This window comes from Campylobacter concisus (assembly GCF_002913745.1).
Taxonomy (GTDB): Bacteria; Campylobacterota; Campylobacteria; order Campylobacterales; family Campylobacteraceae; genus Campylobacter_A; species Campylobacter_A concisus_R.
This window is the reverse complement of record NZ_PPCG01000001.1, coordinates 1-25512: the sequence shown is the minus strand read 5'-3', so window position 1 is coordinate 25512 and position 25512 is coordinate 1. Positions and strand designations below refer to the sequence as shown.

Genomic DNA, 25512 nt, shown 5'->3' with positions numbered 1-25512 from the left:
TTTGCTTTAAAATTTTAGCAGTTGGCGTAGGCCTTGTGCCGTCATTTACGATGATAACGATCTTTTCATCGCCGGCGATAAACTCGTCAAAGCTTTTTTGGTTTATCGGATTTGCCAGAGCCTTTGCGATAAGCGCTGCTTCGTCGAATTTAGCCACGGGGTTGGGGTTAAAAACTCCCAGTAAATTTTTTTCCGGAACGCTTAGGTCGATGATATCATCTTTGCCGTAGCGAATAGGAATTTGCACGTTTGCTCCTTAAGTATAATTATTAATTTTTTATCTTAGGATTATATATAAATTTTTCTTTTAAATGTATGTAAAAAGGGTATTCAATTTTTAAATTTATAGAGCGGATAAAATTTATTATGGTTCTTTGTCAATAGTGGGGGTGTAAAAACACCTCTATCTATTGCAAAGACGTAAATATATCAATTTTCTAAATCTTTCATAGTTTCTTAGTCCATAAGATACTCTTTTTATTACTTTTATTTTGTTGTTATTTCCTTCTATAAACCCATTGTTTATTTTATATTCTACTATATTTATTATCTCTTTTTTCCAACTTGTTATTGTATCTGCTAGTTTTATACTTTGCTTTATATTAAATACTCTCAATTTTTCAATTAATTGCTCTATTCTCCTTCTCATTGTCTTTACTGTCTTGCTCTCAAACATCTTGTAAAATTCTTTTATTATTCTATACATCTTTTTCAATGTCTTATCTACTTTTAATATCTCTTTTAATATTTCTTTTTGTCTTTGACTAAACTGACTTATTGGGCTTTTACTTAGTATTTTCCAATATTTTTTTAACTTCTTATACTTTTCATTGTCTTTGTTAAATAATTCTACTCTTAAATCTCTTAATGCCCATATCCCTTGTCTTATTACATGATATTTATCTGCTACTATTTGGGCCTGAACTATATTACTATTTATTATGCTTCTAAATGGCTTAAACATATCCATTACAACTACTTGTGGTTGTATTTCAAATTCGTTTATTATATTTTTTATTGTTTGTGAATGTCTATTTCTTAATATATCTACTAGTTTACGGTTTTTATCATACATCGCTAGCTGATATTTCTCTTTTTCTATATTTCCTTTAAATTCGTCTATATATATGACTGATGTATCTGGAGAGGTTTGTCTTTTTAGGGCGATTGCATTTTATGAGGGAGATATTAAGCATATTTATTTTGTCGCGGAGACTAAAGGGTCTATGAACTCTATGCAGCTTCGCCAAGTCGAAGAGTCCAAAATCCACTGCGCAAAGGAGCATTTTAAGGCTATAAGCAACGATAGCGTGGTCTATGACGTAGTGGATAGCTATAAATCACTACTGGATAAAGTTATGAGGTAAAAATTTATTGGGAAGTTAGGTCGCAGTATAAAAGAGCCTGTGCAATATTCCAAAAATGGTTATTGTGCTGCTCCTTTTGAGGTAAAATTTGACTGCCATTTGTCAATATGAAAATCTGAGGTGATATTGCTTAAAACTCTACCAATAAAATACTCAGTGTGATGGAAAATCACAGTGACTGACTTAATCTTGCCAGTTTTAGTTCGAATTAAATTTAAATATACAATTATCTTAACCAAACCATCCTTGTAAATTTATATAAATCATAGTATTATACTCCTAAATATTTAAGGATAAAATACTATGTACATCAAACGAGCCATAAGCGACGAAATAAAAGAGTATATGAAAAGCTTTCCTGTGCTTTTGATAAGCGGAGCTAGACAAGTTGGCAAATCAACCCTTGCTTTAAATTTAGATATACCAAATTACGTAACGCTTGACGATATTAATATATATGAATCCGCAAGAAACGATCCAAAAGGCTTTATAGAGCATTGCGAGAAGCCTATCGTGATAGATGAGATACAAAGAGTGCCCATACTGCTTTTAGCAATAAAAGAATTTGTAGATAAAGATAGAACAAACGGGCAGTTTATACTAACTGGCTCTGCAAATTTAAAAGGCTTTAAAGATATCTCGGACTCTTTGGCTGGTAGGATAGGCATAGTGGAACTCTATCCGCTTTCTCAAAAAGAGTTAAGCCATAGTGATGAAAATTTGATAGATATTTTAAGTGGCGATATAAGCCATCTAGCGCTAAAGAAGTATGACAACGACGGCTTATCTGAAAAGATCATAAACGGCGGCTACCCGGAGATCACAAAGATAGACTCAGAGAAATCAAAATATCTCTGGTTTAGCTCATATATAAGAACATATATAGAATCAGATGCCAAAGAGATAGGCAACATCAGAAATATGGATAAATTTATCACTATGTACCGCCTATGTATGCTAAGAAGCGGCAATATCTTTAACAAAAACGAGCTATGTCTAGAGTCTGGGCTTGATAATAAGACATTTGATAGCTATTTTAGCGTGCTAGAGCATACCTATCAGATCCAAAAGCTTCAGCCATATTTTAACAACGCTCTAAAAAGGCTCATAAAAACACCTAAAATTTTTGCTACCGACACAGGGGTGCTGGCACATTTACTTCAAATTTCATCAGCGCAAGAGCTTGCGAATTCTCCTTATAAAGGCGCCATATATGAGACATTTGTATTTGATGAGCTACTAAAAGCAAATACCAGTAGCAAAAAAAGAGCAAATATATACTACTATAGAACGAGTGATCAAAAAGAGATAGACTTTATCCTTGAGATATCAGGCAAACTCATAGCCATAGAGGTCAAGTCCTCAAAAACTATCAGTAAAGATGACTTTAAGCATATCTACCATCTAAAAGAAAATTTACAAAGCAAATTTGATAAAGGCATAGTTTTTTATGCTGGAGATACGGCTATGAAGCTAGATGATGATATGTTTGCATTGCCGTTTGGTTTTATGGGATGAGAGAAGGACAAGAAGATACAATGCTAATAATTTGTCTTCTATAACAGCTTACGATAATCTACCTTCCCAAACCATCATACTCTGACTTCACATTTTGCTCTTTGCCCTCTATCTCATTTGATTGTTGTTTTGATTGCTCTACTCCAAAATTCTTATCAAGTCCTTGATCGTATAGCTCTTGCTTTGTTATTTTTAGTGAACCAAATAATATATGATCTTCTGTTAGATATATCTTATCTGTTCTATAACGCTCCTTTAGCTTATTAAAACCTTGCATATCTTGCCAATCTTTCATATATGTTTTTATATTATAAATTAAGCCTTTATAGTTAGTCTTAGCTATATTCGATAGATATTTTTTAAAGTTTTCAGTTCTATTTATAAAAGCTAAATAGTATCTATTTATATCTAGATGATCATCGATACCTTTTACGAAGCCTTTATATTCATTTTGTTTAAGTCCTATCTTTTTAATGAGATCATCATCATAAAATCCAGTTTTTATCTTTCTAGTTGCTTCATAAAATTTATCTCTAATGTAGATATATGGAGTATAGTGTCTATTTTGGTTAAAAGAGTAGGCTGTATTTTCTTCTGGCAAGTATAGGTATCTACTGTTATTATTAAAAAGCATTTGATAATCTTTATATTTTTTAACCATAGTACTCTCGTCAAAGTATTCTATTAACTCTTTTATCGGAATTTTTGATGATATAGCTTGGTAGCTTGTTCTTTTAATATGTGAGTTGGTATCTTTTGTTTCATGATCAAGCTCATATTTTCTTAGATTTTGTAAATCTTCATATATGGCTTTAATATCCATATTATTAATATCTGTTTTTAAGCCAGCATCTTCAATGGCTCTTGTATTATCAAAAGTTTTTCCACTAATGCTTACAAGTTCAGATCCTGGCACTGGAGTGTAGTGAAATTTACTAGGATGCAAGCTGGAGTTATTTACTATGTTATATAACCCAAGCTCTCTTGTTATCTCTTTTATGTATTCATCATATTCATTTAAGCTTGGAGCCCTTGTTGTGGGTATGATGAGTTTAAATTTCTCTACTTTTGTGTCTGGCACTTGATAGGTGGTTGGGTATATGAAGCCTTTTATTCCTTTACTTTGTAGTAAATTTTGAGCATCATTTGCAGTAAATTTGGGGCTATCTATATCATATATAAGCGTAGGAGTTATGCCATCAATACTGCTAGCTTCTTCACTTTTATCTTTGAAACTTGCCACTGATATAGCTGAATAGTTTTTAAGTATTGATTTTAGATTGTATGGCTCTATTTGTATCGTTTTCCAGCTATTTAACACTTCAGTTTTTAAGTCTTTATTTGGCGTGTCAAAGTCACTACTTACACTTAATGTTATCTTTGGCTCATTTTTGTTAGCTTGAAGCTCTATAAGCATTTGCTCTAGCTCATTAACTACGTGAAACAACGCTCCTTTTCTGCCATTATAGACTATCTTACACATTAGGTCAGTTAGATTATAAGTTCCCTTAAAACCATCCACTCTTACTTTATATTTGTCATTTATCATTTCAGGTTTTGCGGTGATGTTAAATTTTGCATTGATCATAGGCAAAAATTCCCTTATATCCACTGCATTAAGTCTCTTTGCCCTATCATAGTAGTCTTTTTTGAAACTCTCATCTTCTTCTATCATTCTTAATATATAATCAGCTGTAGAATTTTTAGCATCAGCTAGTAGCTCTTCAATACTTATATTGTGCCCTTTTGTATTTGCTTTTGGCTCGATCACTACATCCGTTTCTATCTTCATCTGCGTATCTTTTTCTTTGCCTTTCTTAACCTTTTGTGCTGCACTTTTAAAGCTTTCATATTGCTTTTCTAGTTGATCTTCATCCATACTTAAAGGCTCTATATTATTTAATCCATACTTGTTAGATAAGATGTCATTAACTACTCTTTTAAATTTTTCTGCTGATTTGGCCATAATAGCTTTTACTTGTTGCTTGGCTGCACCTTTTGTATATATAACTCCACCAGTTTTTACACTATGAGTAAATTTCATATTTTCAAAAGAGACTATCAGATGAATATGAGGCTCTCTTTTCAGCGGTTCGCCATTTTTATGTTTTTTATTTAATACTCTGTTTTCTAGTGCCCCTTCTGGGCGAGGAATATATGGCTCTTCTTTGATTATAGGCAGATGAGCTTCAGCATAAAAAAGTAGCTCATCTATGTCGTGATTTGGGAAAGTGAGCCTCAAAAAATCCATTATAAGCTCATCTATATTGCCACTTTCATATAGTCTGCTCCACTCCTCTGAAGTAAATGACAAGGATATATGATAGTAGTTATATTTTTTACTCTTTTTATTGCTCTGGTGCTTTTCAGACATCTCGATAAGATCTAAATTCCCAGCCAGTGGCAATCTATCATCTTTTTCATCTCTAGTTAGCTTTGAATCTCTTTTCTTGCCAGTTTTTAGATAATCAGCTATGCCCTTTTCTCCTTTTGAGATCTTAACTATCATATCTACTCCTTATTAGGCTTAAAATTTCAGTTAGCACTGATTGGATTTTGTACAAATCTTCTTGTGCTCGCAGTATCACTTCTAAAGCTATATTACCACTGGTCTTATAAGCTATATTTAGTTTCTTTGCTATTTGATTAATGTTATTAAAAGGTCTAGCAAAATTTGCAATGATTGCTGGATATAGCTCTTTCTTTTTTATGGATTCAGAATTTACAGTGCCATTATCTATAAGGTAGGAAATGATTTCTGATCTTGACATATCTAACTCTAGGGCTATTTTAGATAGCTTATCGTATTGTTGATAAGTGATCCTTGCGGAGAGCACCTTATCCTTGACATTTTTTGACATATGATATCCTTTCATAAAATGTGATAGCGAGAAGAAGCGTTTTAACGCTTCTTATATCTAGCATTGTAGCCCTCGGCAGAGCAAGATTATACAAAGTATGAAAACGAAGTGTCATACATTGTATGTGTCTTGCTATTAGAAAAATTTGCTTACTACTGAACACTGCTGTCACCATTTGTGTTTAGCCATTTAGTAAAATCTTCGCTAGCTTTTTGGCTATCTCGGTTGTAGATATGGGTGATAAAGCCTTGAAGATTAGACACGTTATAAAGTGCTTTATCTAGCCTATTTTGTAGTGCAGCTTTGGTTTCATTTGTCTTATGGCTATCATAAAACAAGTAGCCAAAAAAGAAGATCACTTCTATAAATACAAAGGCAATTAATGCAGATACTATCTTCTTCATTAAAGAGCTAAAAGATGAGTTGATCTTCAATATAGTTTTGTCTGCACCTTTTAGAGTATTTTGAAAGTTGTTTTGAATCTCTTTTGTTGCATTTATAAGTTCAATACTTCCTTGCTCTATAAGTTCTATTTTTTCTTTAAAGCTTTTATCAAAGCTATCTGCGGCTTGATTAAAAAGTTCAATATTATTTCTAATATTTTCACTAACCTTATTGCCCATTTCGATATGTTCTTGTAGTGCAATTACGGCATTTGCCGCAACTGCTGTATCACTACTCTTGATTGTTAGTGCCATTACTTAGCTCCTCATCGTTGTTTTCGTCTTCTTTAACCTCAGGAATTTGATCTGTATAAGAGGTTTGATGTGTGTCTTTTGCATCATACTCTTTCTTCCATTCGGAAAATTCCTTATTTGATAGCTTGATGTTAAAACGATCTTTTATTACTAGCCTACACTCTTTGATCGTAGCTTGTTGTGGAAACAAGACTTCAATGCATGCTTGTTTAATCTCCTGTTTTATTTTATTTTTTCTGATAGCTTTTAAATCATTTAAAAGCATTTTTTTATTAGCCATGTTTTTCTCCTATGACTTTTTAAAATTTTATAAAGACAGCAATAGCCATCTCACCAAAATAGACATACCTATAGTTTGCCCAATAAACTCAATATGGTTGGTATTAATGAAGTTCTTATTTAAGTAGTTTAAAAGTAGAGAACGGTTACAATAAAAACGCTAAAATTTATCGTAGAGGTTCTTTTCTAACACTTAAACAGAACCTCTGCTTCTAACTAATTTTGATCATCTTAACCTCCTTTGGTTAAAAATATTTTATTTTTAAAAATTGTGAGCATTATAATCTTTTTTTATAGTCGAGTCAATGAATTTGATAGTAAGTAGAATAAAAAAATGATTTTATGTTTTAAAAAGCACGATATATCAAGGGGTTTTTGCTTATAATTGATTGTATAGCATAAAAATACTTATGAATTACTTAATGCTAGTATTTATATGAGGAATCGAAACAAATATCTTAAAATTACCAAATAAAAATTATTGCATCATCAATTGCGCACCAAATACTCTCCAAACAAATTCTCAAATTTTGCCTTTAAATACTCTGACTCTTTTATCTTTATAAATGGTAGCCAGTATTTGACATACGCAGGATCTCGTGATGCTTATGCAGCCTATCTCTATTTTGTGTTTTATCGCTAGGGGTATGAATGTATAATAATCATCAAAAATATTTTTTAGCCAATATTCAATAGCTACAAACGCCATTTCTACTATACATCTATACTTATTTTATTTAAACTATGATAAAAATTTAACCCGGCAAAGTGACAGATTATATTATAGTAGATTATTCGTTAAAAAATTTTACTTGTTTTTTAAAAATTTTACAAAAACGTGTTAAAATTACTGCAAGCTTAAGAATTTGCTACATAAAATTTTATTTTGCTACAAACATTAAGCTATATTTCATGAAAGGTGACTGCAATATAATATTGTAGAAACATCGTAGTTTAGGTATTTATGGTGTCACGGGGGAGACTTGAACTCCCGACCTCCGGCTTATGAGGATTTTTTATATGAGCTCCTAAAAGCCTGAAATACGCACTTTAGACGATTTTTTGCTTAGTGATTACATAAAACTGTTCCATTTTTGACCGGTTGGCTATTAAATATGGGACAACACTTAAGGGAGCGAAACGGTATATATTACTACCGAGCTACACTTGCTCCAAGCATTAGAAAATTTTTTAACGAAAAGCGAGAAATTTGCTTCTCCACATCCACTAATCTCTTGGAAAAAGCCAGAAAAAGGGCTAAAATTCTAGATAATAATCTTTACCTGATAAAAAGGGCGGTTCACATGAATCTTAGCGATAACATAATCCAATCTTTTGTAAATTCGTTTATGAAAGTAAAACTTAGCAAGAGTATCAAAGAGCACTCTCTTCTTAATAAGAAGATGGATGTAGAATTTCTAAATGCGCTCAATGACTACTTTAAACAAAGTTTGATAGATGGCGATCTACCTCAAATTTTAATTAAGGATATAAGCAATATCACTAACACTGCTGACGCTCTTGGCAGCAAGGATAAAGAGAACATAGGGCAAACTCTTTTAGAGAAAAACATACTAACACTTAACTATCTTGTATCAAAGCTTGAGAAGAGCAGTGTGCTCTTTGATGACAAGCGTGAGCACTTTTTCCTTGAAGATGGCTCTAATGATACTAAAGCCACTCCTAGTTCGTTTGATGCTAAGGATATAGATTCTTTTCAAGAAAATATAAAAGAGCTTGAAGATAGTGGTTGTTTGCCCATTACTGATGGGCAGCTTAAGGCTATGGCTCAGAGGATTAGCGAGACGGTTTATGCCATACTAGATCAAAAGTATGGCTCAACTTCAAATTTAAAGCTAGTAAGAACAAAGAATGACCATAGAAGCATGGAAGATATTATATTGGATCCAAATCCACCAAAAAATATCAAGATAAAATTAGATGACGATAGTAGCTTTAGTATTTTTAATCCTAGCGCCAAAATAACCAAAGAGTATGAGATCAGGCAAGTACTGCAAGCGACATCTGGCTCTAGCAATCAATTCTCAGCTTTAAATTTAGAAGATCAAAAGAGCTTAAAGGATGCATTCGAGATATTTGAGACAAACACTAAAAGAGCTGACAAGTGGTCGCCAGATACGCAAAGACTAGTTACTGGCGTAAAAAAGCTCTTATTTTTATACTTTAACGAAGATACGCCAGTTTATAGGATCACAAGAGATAACTTGCTTGAATTTAGAGATCTTCTTTATAAAATTCCAACTAAGCTAGCTCAAAAGAGCAGGTATAAAGATAAAAGTTTATCTCAGATACTTAAGCTAGGAGAAAATGACGATAAACTCTCTGAGCCTACTATCCAAAAATATATGATAAGGGTTATTCAGTTTTTTAACTACTGCTTTGATAGTGGCTATATAGGTAAAAGCATAACTGCAAAAATGAACGTCAAGATAGACATAGACCCTAGCGAAAGGGCAGTGCTTCCATACGAAGCATCAGAAGCTAGGAAGATCTTTGAGATAGTAACTAGTATCAAACGAAGTGGCAAATCACCAAGTTCAAGGATAGAGGCTAGTGAGCTCTACTACGTCACAATGATAGCTGCTTATAGTGGCATGAGGATAAAAGAGATCACACAACTTCATAAAGAAGATATAGTCTTAAAAGATGGAATTTACTGCTTTAACATAAACACAAATGATGGTAAAACTACCAAGACTAAAAACAGCATTAGATTTGTGCCTATTCATAGTAAGCTCATAGATCTAGGTCTGCTAGAATATGTTAATAGTAAGAAAAGCGGAAATATATTTAAGGTAAGCAATAAGGACTTCTCTGAAATTTTTAGAAGCCAGATCCAAAGAAAGTTTATAGACAAAGACTCTAAAAAGACCTTTTACTCTTTTAGGCACTACTTTATAGACTATCTAGTGCAGCGCGAGGTAGAAGCCAACCTTATAGCTCAGATAGTAGGACATGAAAAGCAGTATAAAATTTTGCTAAACACTTATGCCAAGCCTATTAATGCAAACACACTAAAGAGTAAAGTAGAGATGGTATCGTATGAAAATGAATAGGGGCAAATTTCAAAGCATGAGATTTAAGACTATTCTTATATCTTATTTAGTATTATTTTAGGTATTAAATAAAGGATAAAAATGCAAACCATACAAGCAAATTTTACAGCTAGCATAAGCGAGCTAAAAAAGTCTCCAGCTCAAATTTTAAAACAAGCTGGAGATAATGTCGTAGCTATACTAAACCACAATGTCCCTAGCGCCTATCTAGTACCCAGCTCTGTCTATGAAAAAATGGCAGAGATAATAGAAGAGTATCATCTAAGTAAAGCAGTAGATGTTGCTTTAGCAAGTGGTGAAAAGCCAGTAAAAGTAAGCTTAGATGAGCTATGAGCTAGAGTTCTTGCCAAGTGCTTTAAAAGAGTGGCAAAAGCTAGACAATAGCATAAAAGTGCAGTTTAAAAAGAAGCTAAGTGAGCGTCTAGAAAACCCAAAGGTTACCAAAGACAAGCTACGAGGCTATGAAGATGTCTATAAGATCAAGCTAAGAGATGTCGGCTACCGCTTGGCCTATCAAGTAAAAGATGATGAGATCGTAGTATTGGTGCTAGTTGTTGGCAAAAGAGAGAACAACGAAGTATACAAGATGCTAAAGGATAAATTTAACTAAGCATTAAGCTAGACTTTAGTCTTCTGTGATTTGCTAGTAACTAATTTTATGTTATTAGCTTGTCCTATCTAAGTGCTCTTTTATGATGAGCATAACCCCTTACATTTTTATTATTTTATTTTCTTGATTTCATACTAGACTAAATTTCTAAGAGAAATTTAAAAGCTACAAAAATTATATTATATATTTCATAGTATTTTTAAAAAACACGCATTTTAGCGGCCTGAAGCCTATCAGATTCCTTGTTTTAGGCTGTGAAATTTTATAAAATAATCTTAAAAGATATTTAAAGAGCAAGTCTGCCAAAAATTTTATGACATAGGATTTTTGAGTGGCTTCTTCTTGGATTAGGAGTAAATTTACGTGAGTTCTGAAAAGATAAAAAAACGCAAGGTAACCAAAGTCATAACTAAAAGACTTAGGCTAAGTAATGCAGAATGGTTGGTAATTAATGATAAATTACAAGAAAGTGGCCTAACTTTCTCAAAATTTGCCCTAAGAGCTATGTTGTCTAAGCAGATTTATGCACCAATTATGAGAGAGCTTTTAGCTGAACTATCTAGACATGGACAAAACATGAACCAAATAGCTGCCAAATTAAATAGTGGGCAAAGCCTAGATAGAGTTGGTATTGAGATCATAGCGGACGATAATGATGTCTTACATAAAGTGTATGAAGCATTGGGTAAATAATATGTTGCTTGATTTACTTTGCATCAATACAAATAAAGGCACTAGTGATGCTAGTTAAATTTCTTCGTACTTATACTGGTGGTGGCCTTGGGAGCATAAATTATCTTTTAAATGAGAGAAAAGCTGCTGGAACAGCAAGAGTTATAAAAGGTGATGAAAATTTAACTAGAGCTATTATAAAAGGCATCACCTATAAACAAAAGACCTGTTTTGGTGTTTTATCATTTGAAGAGAAGTATGACTTTTTGACTGAAGAGCAAAAACTAAAAATCATTAAGGATTTTGAACGTGCTCTTTTGGGTGAATATATGCTTGAACGTACAAATGTATTATGGGTAGAGCATTCTGATAAGGATGGACGGCTTGAGTTAAATTTCCTTATCCCTAAGATAGATCTTGAAACAGACAGGTCATTTAATCCTTATTTTGCTAAATATGATCAAACTAGAATAGATCTAATTAAAAAGATCATTAACGATGAGTATGGACTATCAAGTCCAGATGATCCAGCAAAAGAGCAAACTATATTGTCTAGCAAGAAAAACATCAATCATTATAAAAATTTGGAAGAGCTCGACCAAAAGCTGCACGATCTGGTTAAGCAAGGCTATATTAAAAATAGAGACCACATGATTGAACTTCTTAAACAAAATGGTATCGAAATAACCAGGATCAACAAAAAAGGCATAACGATCATACTGCCTACTAAAAAAACAAAAAATCGTCTAAAAGGAGGAATATACGATGCAGACTTCACCAGTGCTCAAAGACTTGGAGAACTCAGCCAAAGCTCAAGCAGAAGAATTAGAGAATTCCATGATAGAAATACACAAGCAGAGTGCAGAGAAAATAGGCGAAAACTTGAGGAGCTTATTGTTAAAAGAGATAGATTTAATCAAGAAAGATATGTCGAAAGAACTTCAAAAAACAATATCCTTGCATCACAAGGACAGATCGGTGATAATCTCGCTATCAGTTGCTACCGCACTAATTTTGGGAATAGCAATTGGCTGGGTAGTGCACGCAATGATATTAAAGGAAGAAGTAGCTTGGACGATACCAAAACAATGGAGATACAGCCAACCTACTGCAGACAAGACCCAGAGGGAATATTACATATCAATTCCAAAAGACGAAGAGATAACAGAGAACGAGCGCAGGAAATTTATATTAATGAAAATGGAGTAGAGGATGACAGCATTAGAGAAAGCATTGCTAGAAGAGAACGAGCGCTTGACCAAGATGATCGAAGACGAAAGGAACAGACACGAATTAGAAATAATGAATTTGCAACAAGACTGCGAGAAGGAGCTTGTGATATTACGGACAAATGTGACAGCGCTAATAAAGAAAGTCAAGAGCTTGAACAAAGATTGCAACGACGCCTTAACGGAATCTTTGCAGCAACAAAGAGATATGTACGAGAGTTCAATATCTTGCTTGGAAGAAAAATTAAAAAATTCAGAAGAAAAATTCCAAAATTTGAGAGAAGCATACGAGAGCTTACAGATAGAGCACAAGATGCTACAAGAATATGTAGAGAATTTATAGAGGAGCGTGAATACTCCAAAAAAACCAGCATACATCACCATGTAAGTGATGTATGCAAGGAAAAAACTCAAAGCCTAGAAGATATGTTTTAAATTTAGCGACTATATTAAGTTTATTAGACAAACCATCTCATTTATTACTTCCAAAAAACCTTATTTGTTACGTTGCCATTTTAAAAATCTACTAAAATATATTTTGCAGACCACAAAAAATAATTTAGTCTAATTATTTTTTATACTTATGGCTACCCTTAGTAAACTTAATATTTTATTAAAAATAGCCTATCCTGCATGGCCATTTTTAATTAAGAAAATATTTTTTAGCGTGGGTCAAGGGAGCGGCAAGCTCTCCTTGCGAGCCTCTATGGAGCAACAAATGGTAACATTTTGTAGCTACATAGAGTATGCTCGCCCTAATATCTGAATTGAATTTTGGCGCATACTGGAATTAAATCAGTCCCACCAAAGAATGACTTAGTAAAAGTAAATTTTTGTAATTTTTGTGATTGGCATATTTGTCACTTGTTTATTTTGACTGATAAATTTGGATAGTCAATTATTTTATGGTTACTTTAATTAAAACTTAAAAAGCAAGAAGCTAGGAGGCAAACCACGAATGATATTAGCATCTTAAGCACCAATATAAATTCATACACTAAGCAACAGCACAAACAAGGCAGGTCTGCAAATTTTAGTGATATTTTTAACCAAAAGACCAAAGAAAAGATTAGCGAGCCAAACCTGTAACAACTTGTCAAGGACTTTCTAATCATTTTTATCATTTTTTTGATGTTTTTCACTCTCAATTTCTCTAAGCATTATGCGTTTCAATTTGTCTTGCATTGTTTCAGTAGTATTTTTATTAAAATGTACAACAACTTCATAGGTAGTTTTTCCAATCTTCTTTATTGTTTTTGTTTCTGTATTATTTTTTTGCATATCATCATTCCTTTTCTTGCAATTAAAAAGCGATTAGAATTTTTTACTTTTCCAATCGCTCTCATTCATCTATTAAGTTTTGTGCTTTCTTCAGCTTTTCTTTGCTCTGTATTTTTCTTCTATCAAGTCCCGTTATCCTAAGAGGTAAACACATCTCGATTATCCTTGAATAAATCCTGCCAAGCATTATATCTTCCTGTTCTTTTTCTATATCTTTGAAATTAAGGTTAGTAGTTATAATGGTTGGTCTTGCCTTTAGGTATCTTGCATTGATTACATTGTAAATTTGCTCTAAGGCATATTCTGTATTTCTCTCTATTCCAAAATCATCAAGAATTAGTAGGGTAGGGCTTGTTATCTATTCGATATATTCGTTTCTATCAAGATTAAAGCCGCCTTTTTGTAAGTCGTTTAATATCTGTGCAAAGTTCCTCATTTTTACTGTATGGCTATATTCTGTAATTATAGCGTTGGCAATAGCACAAGCTACATAGGTCTTGCCACTTCCTACATTTCCGTAAAGTAACAGTCCAACATTATCTTTTCTCATTTCTTCAAAATGTTTTACATAGTTCTTTGCTTTTTTGATGATTTCCTTATCTGTATCTTCATCGGCATTTTTAAAGGTGTAGGCTATTTGATTTTTGGATATAAAGCAGCTTTGTCTCAACCTATCTTGTTTTAACAGTTTTTTCTTGTTCAGCTCTATCTCTATCACATTTACAAGCCGTTCTGATAATCATAGGCTTATCCAACATCGGAATTACCTTACCGTCTATTCTTTCATTACAAATCTTGCAATAGATATGTCCGTCTTCTTCATAGTGAGTATCTTTGTTGTAGATAAAATCTGTCCCTTGAATTTTTGTAGTAATCATATTTTCTTTATCATTCATAATTTTAGTCTCCTTTTCTACATCAGGCTCTATAATGCGTTTTTAAGGCTTATTTTTATCTTAACCATAGTCTGACACCTCTTTTATGATTAAACCCTTAAAAACACCTTTTATAGGCTGTCGCTGTCTTCATAGTTGGTTGAATAGGTTCTATGGCTTTTATTTTGATTATTTTTCTGTGATAGCTTTTCTTTATCCTGTTCATACCAATTCATACCAATTAAGGATTGTTACATAGTGGTCTTTGTAGTCTGTGCCTTTACTTTTGATATATCTTAATAGCTTTTCAGTCATTGTATCTGTATGACCTTTCAGCCTATCTTTTAGATTTTGGTATTTTTCATCGGTTAAATGAATATTTTGATACTCTCCATAAAGGGACACTGGGGCAACCTGTTCTATTCTCCTCTTATCTAATCTACCCTTAACTATACTATGCGGACAAACGGTTGACACTTGGTTGTCATTTGGTATACCAAGATTTTCAACCTTGATATATGCTCCATTTTCCGTTTGCGTTATACTTTGCTTTTCTTCAAGATACATCGTTTCTTTTCGTCTGTCATTTCTGATGTAGTTATTTATCTTCCAATAGGTAATGACTATAACCCCTCTTTAAAAGACAATTACAAAACCTTTTGTAATTAGAATTTTTAAGTCATCATCATCTGCCCTCATAGATAGATGAAAATACAGGCATTGGCTACTTAATGGCATATCCAAAAATAAGTCGCTATCCACTATCTTTATTGAAAACATCCTTTTATCTGCCATTTTTCTCTCCTATCTTTTGTTATGAAAATGTAGCAACAAATCGTTACTCCTTTTATCTTTTAAGGAAGTCGTGTTTCACTACCCCCTTTGATTAGTACTGTCTTTGATTTAGGTACACTCCCATTTTGGGAATGTGGCATTTGTCATCTTCTTATTTTTCTTTTGTTGTTTTAGATGTCGGTCTTAAAAATACTTTTGCTTTTCTATAAACTGAATGAGCGTTTTGAAACGGTACAATAGAAAAAGCCGACTATACTTTTAACTTTTGTTGTTTCAGTATGTCGGCTTAATGTAAGCTATCTGTTTCAAATTTTTATTGTCAAGGGTGAGCGATAGTGAATGTGCTTTACCCTTGATGATAAAAAAGCGAATGAATTATATTCAGTTGTCTTTTGCCTTTAATACGGAAAAATGCTTCGGCTTTTTTCTTTGCTCCCCGCAAGGGTAAAAGCACCGCAGGTCGCAAGGACACCTAAAGGGTGTATAATTGCGCCCTTAGAAAATCTAAGGGAATTACAATTATACTATGTCCTTGCGTTTCTTAGTCTTTTTGAAATGCTCTTTGCAAAATAGCCTTTATTTCTTCATTACTTTTCTCGCTTGCTCCCTCAATTAAACTTTCTAAGATTGCTCCTCGCTCTATCAATCTATGGTTTCGCTTTTTTCTTTCTTCAAGGCTCGTTTGCTTTCTGATTTTCTTTTCCTGATTTTTAAGCTGAGATAGTTTCTTTTCATATTTTTTTTCTTCTTACTTGCTTTCAATCTTTTCTTTTACTTTTTCTAATTCTGTTTTTATTGTCCATAAATTTCATCTCCTTTCAAGTTTTTTTCATAAGAAAAGACGATAGATGTTTTACTTTCTATCGTCTTGAATCTGTATTATTCAGCTCGACAAACTGAAATTTGACTTACTTCTTGTATTTCTCAACGATTATGCCTGCTACAATACCTACAATAAATCCCGCCGTAGTAACAGCCGAAAACTTAAACTTACCCCAAAGAGAAGGAAGCGCAGAAATCGCAAGTGCATACCAAAACAGATTACTACTGAGCAACCAACCATATAAATAACTATGCTCACCAGTTGAAATATTAGTAAATAGCCAACCAATCAAGTTGCTCTCACCAATATATCACCAGATATACAGCTATGTATCCCAATGTTATATAAACATTTTTCTTTCTCAAGTATAATCACAATCCTTTGTCAAACGGGAATTTTATTTTCCTGTCACTCGTTTATAGGATCATAGTCGGAAGGGACAGGTGCTACTATACTTACAAAGATGATATCCTCATCTCCAGTATTTTTTGCTCCGTGGCAGGAGTCTTTCTTCGATACTATGACATGGCCTTTCTTGAATGGAACCTCTTCATTAGGCTGGGGGTAGAATATTCCCTCTCCCTGAAGGACGATCCATATATCGTCGGAATTGTGGTGATAGTGCTTTTGCAATGTCTGACCGGGTTTGATAACCCAGACCGATCCGCCTGTAGATTCTGTCTGATAAAACGGTGTTCTGACAGCCTTTTCCGGATCCTCTTTTTTTACAAGGTCCATGCAATAGATTCTCTGTTCGCTCATGATTATTTGCTCCTTTGTATTCCATAGTTTAATCGAAAAAATGCGATTTAATGATATACCGACAAATTCTAATTTGTCTACTTCTTTATGTTTTTTAATCGCTCATCATAATATTCTTCTACAAATTTATGATTTTGGTGTTTTTCAATTTGCTTAGTGATAAGCTCTATCATTTGCTCATTTTGTTCTACTGTGTAGTTGAAATTTTTCCAATGAGAAACATTGTCTAAACATATTTCAACCAACTTTTCAAAGGTTAATACCCTTTCATTATCGGAATAATATGTTTCTTTTATATTTTTTGTTGTTGTAACTTGTATATTAGCCTCATATAGAGTGTTCAATACATCAGAGCTAATAGAAGTATCAAGAGTTGCTAAAAACATTTCTCTTGCACCTGTTCTTCCCATTTCTTCAGGTACTTCTTGCCATCTTTCTCTTAATGTGGTTTTTGCACTAATTAAGACAGTATTTCTCTTATTTACAATGTATTCTAAAACACCCGGAGAAACTAAATCTACCAATTTACCAAGACCTTTATTGACAAACTCTTGTTTACCTATATTACCTTGACTGTCAAGTGGAATCCCTGCACCAATCAAAATGAGTTCTATAATACTTTCAAATTCTTTACCTGCTCTACTCCTCCTACTTTGAGTATTTGACAAAGTCAAAGCATATATATGTTCCGGAAATTCTTCCACAAACCAAGTAATTGCCTCTATTGGTGTAAGAGTTTTGATATACTCATCATCAACTAACTCTTTTAGCATTTTTGAAGTAAAGTCTTTTTCTAATGGCTGAAATTCACTCCAACAGCTATTTCTAAGTTTTTCAACAACTTCACTTGCATTACTTAAAAAGAATTCTTTAGGGGCTTTGTCGTATCCTAATGTAATAAAATTATCATAAACTAAGTCATAAGGCTGTTTAAAGCCTTCTTTCCTTTTTTCTTTAACTAAGTTTTTATATTCATCAAGAGAAATATTTGCCATAACTCTTTTCCTTTCTTGAAAAATTTTCTTCTATATGGTACAATAGTGTCAAATAGAGGACAGTTAGTCCTTGAAATAACATATATAAATATAAACTTGAAATAACATATATAAAAAGGAGAATATATATGAATATTATACCACAAGTCATAGATAATTCCCCTGCTATTTTAATAAAAAATAAGCGTATCAGATTACAAATGACTCAAAAAGAATTAGCTGATGCTGTTGGTATGTCCAAATTCGGAGATAGGACAATTCGCAGATGGGAAAATGGAGAAAGTCAGCCATCGTCCATTGAGCTGAAACATATTTTATCATTTCCTGAAAAAGTACCTTTCCCCAATAATGAAAATGCCCCCTATAAAATCATTGATTTATTTGCCGGAATTGGTGGTACAAGGCTTGGATTTTACCAAACAGGTAAAACAAATGTCGTATTCAGTAGTGAAATTGATAAATTTGCAGTAAAAACATATAAGGCAAATTTTGGTGAAACTCCTTTTGGAGATATTACAAAAATATCTGAAAAAGATATTCCTAATCATGATATTATTGTCGGTGGTTTTCCTTGTCAAGCATTTAGTCAAGCCGGTAAAAAGCTTGGTTTTGAAGATACTCGTGGAACATTATTTTTTGAAATTGCAAGAATTATTAAAGAGAAACGACCTAAGGCATTTCTTCTTGAAAATGTCAAAAACCTAAAATCTCACGATAAAGGTCGTACCTATAAAACAATAGAAAAAACATTAAAGGATTTAAACTACGATGTTCATTCTATTATACTTAAAGCAAAAGACTTCGGTGTTCCACAAAATAGAGAGCGTATTTACATTGTTGGATTTGATAAGGATAAAATAGATAACTATAAAGATTTTTCTTTTCCAATTCCTCCCTGCCCAGATGTTTCTGTGGGAAATATTTTAGAGCAAAATGTTGATACTAAATACACCATTTCAAATGCACTTTGGCAAGGTCATCAACGACGAAAGAAAGAACATAAAATAAAAGGAAATGGATTTGGTTACACATTGTTCAATGAAAACAGTCCTTATACAAATACATTATCTGCAAGATATTATAAAGACGGGAGTGAAATACTTATTGAGCAAAAAGGAAAAAATCCACGAAAACTAACACCTCGTGAAGCTGCAAGACTTCAAGGCTTCCCCGAAAACTATATCATTCCTGTAAGTGATACTCAAAGTTACAAACAGTTTGGTAATTCTGTTGCCGTTACTGTTATCCATGCAATTGCAAATAACATAATTGATATACTTGATACCTGTACTAAAAAAGAGATTAACTAACTTCAATCTCTTTTTTCTAACTTATTAACTTGTATACCTGCCCTTTTCAGAACCTTTAATTTTTCTTGTTTTCTCTGTTCTCTCCTTGCCTTATACCTTTCCTCATATTCCTGTTGTTTTCCATTTACTTTACGCTTTAAGTAGTTTTGATGAAGTCTATCTTTTCTTTCCTTGATTTTTCTCTCTTCTTCCTCAATTTTTAATCTTTCTTCTTCTTCTTCAGTCAATTCTTCTTTTGGTGGCTCATAGTTACCGATAAAATTAAAATATATCTCTATTTTTTTTGCTTTGATGTTTGACTACTTTTTCTATTCCTTTCACGAACAATAATCTTTTCTACAAACTCATTTATCATTGTAGTTGTAAGTTCATCAAAATTTTCATATCGGCTTATTAGAGATATAAACTTTTTCGCCTTATCTGTTTCTTTTTCATATCTTAATATTGCAAACTCTAAGTCTTTAATTTCTTTGCTTAAAGCTATTTGCTCTGTTTCATATTGACTGTTAAGTATCTCATATCTATTACTTGGTATTTTTTCAAGTATCATATCTTCGTAAATACGGCACATCAATCGTTCAAGTTCCTGAAGCCTGTTTTTACTTTCCATTAATCTTATTTTTGTCTTTTCTATCTCTACTTTTTCCTTTTCTTCCATTTCATTTTAAATGGAACGGATAAAGGCTTCGTGATCTTCATCAAGATATTTTTTAATGTCTTTTAAGGTTTCCTGTATAAGGTTTAAGACTGCTTCCGCTTTTATCCTGTGAGTAGATGGACAAAACGTTCCACAGGGTACTTTCGTGTAAGCACTGCAAGTGTAGTAGGGAATATTTTTGTAATTACTTGTTCTATGAACATACATTTTACTGCCACAATCTGCATAATACATAAGGCCCAGTTAAAGGGTGATATTCTCCCCAACCATCGGGATACCTTTTTACATTTCCTCTTATCCTTTGCACATTATCAAAGGTTTCTTGGTCTATAATTGCCTCGTGGGTATTTTCAAATATCAGCCAGTTTTCTTCAGATACATATTTGCTTTTCTTATCCTTGAAATGCTTTCTTGTTTTGAAGTTTACAGTATGACCTAAATATTCCTGTTTCTTTAAGATACTTACAATTGTAGAACTGCACCAACGATAAGGATGTTCAAACACTTTGCTTTGATGTAGTCCATATCCTAATTTTTGCTGATGGTAAGCAGGTATATCTACTTTTTCACTTTCCAATATCTTTGCTATTCGATACGGACCATTGCCTTGCATGGTCAGATTGAATATTCTCCTTACTATCTCCGCTGCTTTTTCATCTACAATCCACTTATCTTTGTCTTTTTCATCTTTGATATATCCATAAGGTGGAGAGCTTGCCGTATGCTTTCCGCTTTCCCCCTTTGACCTGAATGTAGATTGTATTTTTCTTGAAGTATCTCTTGTATACCATTCATTCATAATATTTCTAAAAGGGGTAAAATCATCTTCTCTATAAAAGCTATCTACATTATCATTGATAGCAATGAGCCTAACTCCCTTTTGTCTTAAGATTTCCATACATTGACCGACTTTAAGATAGTCTCTGCCAAGTCTACTCATATCTTTTACGATTATACAACCTATTATATTACCTTGATTAACTCCGTTCATCATTGCCATAAAGCCCGGTCTATCAAACTGTGTTCCGCTTATTCCATCATTTGTAAAATGTATGATGTTGCTTAAATTATTTTTACCTGCATATTCTTCAAGGATTTTCTTTTGATTTACAATAGAATTGCTTTCTCCTTGAAGTTCATCATCACGACTTAATCTCTCATAGAGTGCTGTTATCTTTTCATAATTCCTCATTTTTACCCCCTTTCTCTTAGTTTCTTAAATAAAAAAGAATTAAGAAGTACATATTTCACTAATATAGTGATTAAGTGTTCTCCTTAATTCTATTACTCCAAGAGCCTGCTAAATTTACTTATACCACTTCTTCACAAAATAGTCTCATCTCTTTAAATTTTAATGATCTTCAAGCTTATGGCTACACAGTAGATAAAGCTGGCTTTATGGGAGCTGATTTTAACAAAGCTGCAGGCTTGCCACAGGACTTTAAAATCCACAAAAGCACACTTGATGAGCTTAGTAGGTTTGCCGAGCGCAACCATGTGCTAAACCGCATCAAGAGCAAGGACGAGCAGATAAAGATCTTTGACAACATCGATATGGCTGACACCATAAAGCACTACTACAGACTATTTGACCAAATGACATCTGCTTTAGGTGATGATAAAAAGAGCTACACCCTTGCAGATATAGGCAAACTACCAAAAGGCTACAGTACAAAAGGCACTCACTACGATGCCAAAGGACACCTGCTAAAAGATCTATCAAACTCCACTATCTCAAACATCTACTCTAGCACCGATGAGCTAAATAGCGCTAAGTCTCTAAGTAAAGAACTATCAAGTGCAGGCGTTAGGCTCATAGTAAAAGAGGTTGATTTTACTATGAGCGAAGCAGGCGATGAGTTTAGCTTTAACCCTGATATGTCGGTATATCAAGCAGAAGAAGGTTACAGCAAAGAGGCTCTTTTCATGGGATTTTTGCGTAGCTCTAGACCACTACCAAGTGATAGTGCAAAGACTAAGCTAAGTAGCGCTGCCTTAAATGATATCTCAAGTACTGGAGAGTATAAAGAGTACTTTGTGGACTTTGAAAAGGTTGGCAAAGACAATGAGAGTATAAAAGCACTCATAAAAGAGAGACTTAAAGAGCTAACACTTTTGATGTATGCAAGATCAAAGAACACTAATGTAGAAAGTGTTTCCTCAAACGAATATGAGAAATTTAAGCCAACTAGCGAGGATTTAAATTCTCTAGCAAATTCTTGGAGTGAGAGGATAGGCTCTATTAGTAAGACTTTTGTATAGAGATAAGTCATATATAAACTAAATTGTTGAAAGGTCGATTTAGTTATTGATTATACTCTAGCCCATAAAAGCATTAAACCTAAGTAGGTTGAATTCATATTCTTTAGCTGAATGTGTGTTAGTGTATAAAACAGCATTGCTGGATAGGTGGTAGCAAGATGCTCTAATGCAAATTAATACCATAAAAAAGAATTAAAACCTATGAAAGAGATGCTGGAATATCTAAACAAAGCGAGACCTTAACAATGCTTAATAATATAGCCTATTCACCAAATCTAAATAACAACTCACTATTTGAAGGAAAAGAATTCGCAAGTAGAGTTAATTATAAGAAAGTGATGGGCAATAGCACAAACTTTACTGGAGCTTTTAAATTCTACAATGATGATAAAAAAACCATCTGGGGCAAAACATCAGATAATGATTTAGAAGGACACAAGATACGTCAAACTTTAGAAAGATTTGGTGTGTCTTTTAGTAATGAGGGTCGTGAGCTTCTCGAGTCGTCTAATATAAGTGTAGATGAATTTATTGAGAGGTATTCTAAAGTTATAAATAGGAGTATGCCACAAGAGATTGGTGATGATAGACTAATAGATCAAAAAAACGATCATGAAGAACAAAACAATCAAACTGACACACAAAAACAAGAAACCTTTAAGCCTATGCAAGTAACTAAGAAATTTAAAACTTATGATATGCAAGCCGATGAAAAATTTAAAGAATTTTACAAATTTATAAAAACTGAATTTGATAATGGCGAAAGCATATTTGAAATTTTAGAAAAAGTCGCAAATACAAAAGTGGATAAAACCGCATAGATAGTCAAATTTAAAGCAGGCATTGTTTTCTATAATTTATCAAACCATCTTATTTAAAATTTGCTTCTTATCTATCTTTTGCATAAGCTCTAAGACGTCTATGCCTCTTTTTTCTTTGAAATTTAAAAGCTCTCTTACATAGAGAAATTTTTGATCCTTGTTTATATCATAGGTCTCATACTTCTTCTTAACCTGCATAGGTTTAAATTTCTTCTCACTTTGTTCTTTAGCAAAATTTGCATTGTATTCTCGTTCTTCTTTGTGTAGTTTGGCTAGAAATTCTTTATGCTCTTTTGTAGTTTTTTCTACGTCTTCTCTATAAAGCTTCTTAAACTCTTCTATGCTTAGATCCGCTCTAGCAAACAATCTAGCACCATCATTACTCATCATTGTATCTTCAGAAAATGATTTCATAAAATCTTCTAGCTCAGCCTCCTCTTCTGCTGTGCCAAGACCAATCATAAAGCCATTTATTGTTGGCTTGCCATCAACAGAGTTTGTAAGTAGCCAATCCATATAGCTTTGTAACTCTCCGATTCTAAATTCTTCCATAGTTTCTGGAGGATATTTTGATGCTAAAGCTCTTCTTTCTTTCGTGGGGTAATCAATCTATTCGATTTATAGTATCTGTTATCCAGCCCTCTTTACTTTCATCTATATCAATAAATTTTGGCAATACTTCTGCAAGTGGTTTGTGCATTAGTTTATCTATTAGAGCCTTTTCTTGCTCCTTTGACATTTTTGCATTTTCTTTTTGGATAGTGTTATCTTGTATTGGTGTATTGCCAAGTCCGTTTATGCTAGTTATCATTTCAGCTCCCCCTAAGCCTTTATATCAACATCTCTTTTTATACCAAGCATATCTACTAGATATTTTCCAGCTGGGTTTTCATTTAGCTCTTTTACTAAATTTAAAGGTGGCATACTAAATTTTAAAAAGCTATCCATAAAGTCTTTGCTCTTTTTGCCGTCTTTGTCTATCTCACCAAAGAGTAGCTTTAGCATTTTTAGATTATGCTCCATCATCTTTTTAAATGATAGCTCGTCTTCTTGGTCGCTAAATTTATCAAGGCTTTGTCTGTGTCTTACATAATCTTGCATATAATCAGGCAGCATAGAGACAGCACCATCATCTGCTTTTGAGAAATTTACCCCATAAGCCATTTGCCACATAGCGTTAAAGGCGTTAAATGACCTTTGAAATTCTTTTGCGTTGATATTTTTATCATAGCCGCCATATTTTCCTATCGCAGTGGTTTCGCCCTCGTATATGTCTAGGTTGTGATTTAGCACGCCAGCTATAAGGCCGCCTTTGGTTATAGAGCCATCTTTATTAGTGTATTTCTCTCCATGTGGATCCATAAATATACCAATGACCGTGTTTTCTTTACCGCCATTTGCGTTGTTAAAGATGTATGTTACGTTTTTTGGATGTATCTGCTTGTCTGCCGCAATAGACAAAGAACCATTATAAAAGAGCGTGCTTATGGTCTTTGTTGGCGTATGCACAAAGCTATCTTCTACCGCAGAATACTCACTAGCACTAGCATATCTTTTATCTACTTGCAGACTTTGACGATCATAAGAAAAGCCTTGAGGGAAATTTCTTATATCATCTGCACTAAAGCTTTCTTTTGAATTTAGTGTCTCTTCGCCAACTACTTGAGCTAGCAACCTATAAGCGTTGCCAACTGTTTTAGCTATATCGATACTTTTAAAATTCTTGATGTCTGGGTCCATTATGTCATTTGATTTGACTAACGACTCCAACGTGCTTGAGTGAATTTTATATCCGCTTGGTATGCCAGCTTGCTTGTTAAACTCATCTGTAAAGTATCCATCTTTATCTACCTTGTAGCCTAAAACCTCTGAGCTGGTTTGGTTTGTAGAAATTTTGGTTGATACCTTTATGTTCTGCTCTAAATTCAAGTGGTATCTACCAAGTGCGTTTATCATTTTATATCCTTTAAATTTAAGCCATCTTATTTAAAATCTGCTTCTTATCTATCTTTTGGATAAACTCTAAGACATCTATGCCTCTTTTTTCTTTGAAATTTAAAAGCTCTCTTGCAAAAAGAAATTTCTGATCCTTATTTATATCATAGGTCTCATACTTCTTCTTAACCTGCATAGGTTTAAATTTCTTCTCACTTTGCTCTTTGGCAAAATTTGCATTGTATTCTTGTTCTTCTTTGATTATCTGCTTTCTTTGTTCTTCAACATCCTTTGTAGCTTTCTCTCTTGCTTTGGCAAATAATGTTTTAAATTCATCTATGCTTAGATCGGTTCTATCTAAAAGACTAAGCGACTCCTTGTTATTATTTGGATAAAGGGAGTACATAGTTTCCATAAAAGCATCTAGTTCATCTTCTTCTTCTTTTGTGCCAATACCAACCATCAGTCCAGATATTGTTGGTTTGCCATCAACAGAGTTGGTAAGCAACCAGTCCATGTGAGATTGTAATACATTGATTTCAAATTCCTCTAAGTTTTCTGGATATTTTGATAATAAAGCTCGCCTTTCATCAATGGTATAGCTATACTTTTTTGAAAGCATATTGTCTATCTTCTCTATGGTTTCTGTTATCCAGTTTTCACTACTTCTGTCTTCTTTGATGT

Annotated in this window: 29 protein-coding genes and 2 pseudogenes; 10 read left to right on the top strand and 21 right to left on the bottom strand. The window is 33.2% G+C overall.

Annotation, left to right across the window (positions count from 1 at the left end):
- Window positions 1-247: lactate racemase domain-containing protein (locus CYO90_RS00145; RefSeq protein ID WP_141090526.1), on the bottom strand; the 247-nt coding region annotated here is incomplete at its 3' end.
- A gap of 156 nt (window positions 248-403) precedes the next feature.
- The gene (locus CYO90_RS00140) at window positions 404-1123 is read right to left on the bottom strand and encodes a transposase (protein ID WP_258030415.1); all 720 of its coding nucleotides are present in this window, start codon (window positions 1121-1123) and stop codon (window positions 404-406) included.
- Window positions 1124-1127: 4 nt separating this feature from the next.
- On the opposite strand from CYO90_RS00140, the gene CYO90_RS00135 reads away from it, so the two are divergent.
- Both CYO90_RS00135 and CYO90_RS00130 read left to right on the top strand, forming a co-directional pair.
- Window positions 1128-1367: a hypothetical protein gene (locus CYO90_RS00135; RefSeq protein WP_087580539.1), complete on the top strand. Its 240-nt coding sequence runs from the start codon at window positions 1128-1130 to the stop codon at window positions 1365-1367.
- 303 nt (window positions 1368-1670) lie between these two features.
- Window positions 1671-2885 (top strand): ATP-binding protein, encoded by a 1215-nt coding sequence (locus tag CYO90_RS00130; protein ID WP_103578014.1) that lies wholly within the window; start codon window positions 1671-1673, stop codon window positions 2883-2885.
- A gap of 58 nt (window positions 2886-2943) precedes the next feature.
- Here CYO90_RS00130 and CYO90_RS00125 read toward each other — a convergent pair whose 3' ends face one another.
- From CYO90_RS00125 to CYO90_RS00110, 4 genes are all read right to left on the bottom strand, one after another.
- The gene (locus CYO90_RS00125; protein ID WP_103578013.1) at window positions 2944-5394 is read right to left on the bottom strand and encodes an aminotransferase; all 2451 of its coding nucleotides are present in this window, start codon (window positions 5392-5394) and stop codon (window positions 2944-2946) included.
- Complete coding sequence (gene mobC, locus CYO90_RS00120) at window positions 5384-5746, bottom strand: plasmid mobilization relaxosome protein MobC (protein ID WP_084109992.1); 363 nt, start codon at window positions 5744-5746, stop codon at window positions 5384-5386. Before mobC ends, CYO90_RS00125 begins: the two co-directional genes overlap by 11 nt.
- 152 nt (window positions 5747-5898) lie before the next feature.
- Window positions 5899-6444, bottom strand: coding sequence for a hypothetical protein (locus CYO90_RS00115; RefSeq protein ID WP_103578012.1), 546 nt, complete (start codon window positions 6442-6444; stop codon window positions 5899-5901).
- Entirely contained in the window at window positions 6422-6724 is a 303-nt protein-coding gene (locus CYO90_RS00110) for a hypothetical protein (RefSeq protein ID WP_103578011.1), read from the bottom strand. The genes CYO90_RS00115 and CYO90_RS00110 overlap by 23 nt, the downstream gene beginning before the upstream one ends.
- 1303 nt (window positions 6725-8027) lie before the next feature.
- On the opposite strand from CYO90_RS00110, the gene CYO90_RS00100 reads away from it, so the two are divergent.
- The 5 genes from CYO90_RS00100 to CYO90_RS00080 all read left to right on the top strand — a co-directional run bounded on the left by CYO90_RS00100 (window position 8028) and on the right by CYO90_RS00080 (window position 12746).
- Window positions 8028-9800 carry a site-specific integrase gene (locus CYO90_RS00100; RefSeq protein WP_103578010.1) on the top strand — a complete coding sequence of 591 codons (1773 nt, stop codon included), beginning with the start codon at window positions 8028-8030 and terminating at the stop codon, window positions 9798-9800.
- An 81-nt stretch (window positions 9801-9881) separates the two neighbouring features.
- On the top strand, window positions 9882-10133 hold the full coding sequence (locus CYO90_RS00095; RefSeq protein WP_103568906.1) for a type II toxin-antitoxin system Phd/YefM family antitoxin: 252 nt from the start codon (window positions 9882-9884) through the stop codon (window positions 10131-10133).
- Window positions 10123-10410, top strand: a complete 288-nt coding sequence (locus tag CYO90_RS00090; protein WP_103573149.1) for a type II toxin-antitoxin system RelE family toxin — start codon at window positions 10123-10125, stop codon at window positions 10408-10410. Before CYO90_RS00095 ends, CYO90_RS00090 begins: the two co-directional genes overlap by 11 nt.
- A 363-nt stretch (window positions 10411-10773) precedes the next feature.
- Entirely contained in the window at window positions 10774-11103 is a 330-nt protein-coding gene (locus CYO90_RS00085) for a plasmid mobilization protein (protein WP_072595324.1), read from the top strand.
- A gap of 47 nt (window positions 11104-11150) precedes the next feature.
- Window positions 11151-12746: a relaxase/mobilization nuclease domain-containing protein gene (locus CYO90_RS00080; RefSeq protein ID WP_072595323.1), complete on the top strand. Its 1596-nt coding sequence runs from the start codon at window positions 11151-11153 to the stop codon at window positions 12744-12746.
- 672 nt (window positions 12747-13418) lie between these two features.
- Here the strand turns inward: CYO90_RS00080 and CYO90_RS00075 are convergent.
- The 8 genes and pseudogenes from CYO90_RS00075 to CYO90_RS00045 form a co-directional block, all read right to left on the bottom strand.
- Entirely contained in the window at window positions 13419-13592 is a 174-nt protein-coding gene (locus CYO90_RS00075; RefSeq protein WP_009295461.1) for a transposon-encoded TnpW family protein, read from the bottom strand.
- Window positions 13593-13653: 61 nt separating this feature from the next.
- The gene (locus CYO90_RS10715) at window positions 13654-13950 is read right to left on the bottom strand and encodes an ATP-binding protein (RefSeq protein ID WP_107698022.1); all 297 of its coding nucleotides are present in this window, start codon (window positions 13948-13950) and stop codon (window positions 13654-13656) included.
- Entirely contained in the window at window positions 13951-14310 is a 360-nt protein-coding gene (locus CYO90_RS10710; RefSeq protein ID WP_009295463.1) for an ATP-binding protein, read from the bottom strand.
- Window positions 14264-14488, bottom strand: coding sequence for a hypothetical protein (locus tag CYO90_RS10705; protein ID WP_009295464.1), 225 nt, complete (start codon window positions 14486-14488; stop codon window positions 14264-14266). Before CYO90_RS10705 ends, CYO90_RS10710 begins: the two co-directional genes overlap by 47 nt.
- A gap of 201 nt (window positions 14489-14689) precedes the next feature.
- Complete coding sequence (locus tag CYO90_RS10315) at window positions 14690-15034, bottom strand: hypothetical protein (protein ID WP_009295465.1); 345 nt, start codon at window positions 15032-15034, stop codon at window positions 14690-14692.
- A 769-nt stretch (window positions 15035-15803) separates the two neighbouring features.
- A pseudogene (locus CYO90_RS00060) lies at window positions 15804-15992 on the bottom strand (DUF3847 domain-containing protein); the annotation flags it as partial.
- A 501-nt stretch (window positions 15993-16493) separates the two neighbouring features.
- Window positions 16494-16847, bottom strand: a complete 354-nt coding sequence (locus CYO90_RS00050) for a cupin domain-containing protein (RefSeq protein WP_009295467.1) — start codon at window positions 16845-16847, stop codon at window positions 16494-16496.
- A 77-nt stretch (window positions 16848-16924) separates the two neighbouring features.
- Complete coding sequence (locus CYO90_RS00045) at window positions 16925-17842, bottom strand: type II restriction endonuclease (RefSeq protein WP_009295468.1); 918 nt, start codon at window positions 17840-17842, stop codon at window positions 16925-16927.
- Between the two features lie 128 nt (window positions 17843-17970).
- Here CYO90_RS00045 and dcm point away from each other — a divergent pair, with 128 nt between their 5' ends.
- Window positions 17971-19152: a DNA (cytosine-5-)-methyltransferase gene (gene dcm / locus CYO90_RS00040; protein WP_009295469.1), complete on the top strand. Its 1182-nt coding sequence runs from the start codon at window positions 17971-17973 to the stop codon at window positions 19150-19152.
- Between the two features lie 2 nt (window positions 19153-19154).
- Here dcm and CYO90_RS10700 read toward each other — a convergent pair whose 3' ends face one another.
- Genes CYO90_RS10700 through CYO90_RS10685 form a run of 4 tightly spaced genes read right to left on the bottom strand, consistent with a single transcriptional unit; the run spans window position 19155 to window position 21002 of the window.
- The gene (locus CYO90_RS10700; RefSeq protein ID WP_429827805.1) at window positions 19155-19379 is read right to left on the bottom strand and encodes a hypothetical protein; all 225 of its coding nucleotides are present in this window, start codon (window positions 19377-19379) and stop codon (window positions 19155-19157) included.
- A gap of 47 nt (window positions 19380-19426) precedes the next feature.
- Window positions 19427-19810, bottom strand: a complete 384-nt coding sequence (locus tag CYO90_RS10695) for a DUF4368 domain-containing protein (protein WP_429827804.1) — start codon at window positions 19808-19810, stop codon at window positions 19427-19429.
- 6 nt (window positions 19811-19816) lie between these two features.
- The gene (locus CYO90_RS10690) at window positions 19817-20017 is read right to left on the bottom strand and encodes a recombinase zinc beta ribbon domain-containing protein (RefSeq protein ID WP_429827803.1); all 201 of its coding nucleotides are present in this window, start codon (window positions 20015-20017) and stop codon (window positions 19817-19819) included.
- 1 nt (window position 20018) lies between these two features.
- A complete protein-coding gene (locus CYO90_RS10685; RefSeq protein WP_021086466.1) occupies window positions 20019-21002 on the bottom strand; it encodes a recombinase family protein in 984 nt (327 codons plus the stop codon).
- 74 nt (window positions 21003-21076) lie between these two features.
- Between CYO90_RS10685 and CYO90_RS00025 the strand changes: the two genes are divergently transcribed.
- Together CYO90_RS00025 and CYO90_RS10355 are read left to right on the top strand one after the other, a co-directional pair.
- Entirely contained in the window at window positions 21077-22072 is a 996-nt protein-coding gene (locus tag CYO90_RS00025; RefSeq protein ID WP_258030596.1) for a Cj0814 family flagellar-dependent secreted protein, read from the top strand.
- A 245-nt stretch (window positions 22073-22317) separates the two neighbouring features.
- Complete coding sequence (locus tag CYO90_RS10355) at window positions 22318-22893, top strand: hypothetical protein (protein ID WP_258030595.1); 576 nt, start codon at window positions 22318-22320, stop codon at window positions 22891-22893.
- Between the two features lie 39 nt (window positions 22894-22932).
- On the opposite strand, the pseudogene CYO90_RS00015 reads toward CYO90_RS10355, so the two are convergent.
- The 3 genes and pseudogenes from CYO90_RS00015 to CYO90_RS00005 all read right to left on the bottom strand — a co-directional run bounded on the left by CYO90_RS00015 (window position 22933) and on the right by CYO90_RS00005 (window position 25510).
- Window positions 22933-23704 (bottom strand): annotated as a pseudogene (locus CYO90_RS00015) (cell surface protein).
- A gap of 11 nt (window positions 23705-23715) precedes the next feature.
- A complete protein-coding gene (locus CYO90_RS00010) occupies window positions 23716-24849 on the bottom strand; it encodes a Cj0814 family flagellar-dependent secreted protein (RefSeq protein WP_103578008.1) in 1134 nt (377 codons plus the stop codon).
- A 16-nt stretch (window positions 24850-24865) separates the two neighbouring features.
- Window positions 24866-25510 (bottom strand): cell surface protein, encoded by a 645-nt coding sequence (locus CYO90_RS00005; protein ID WP_103578007.1) that lies wholly within the window; start codon window positions 25508-25510, stop codon window positions 24866-24868.
- Window positions 25511-25512 lie beyond the last annotated feature (2 nt).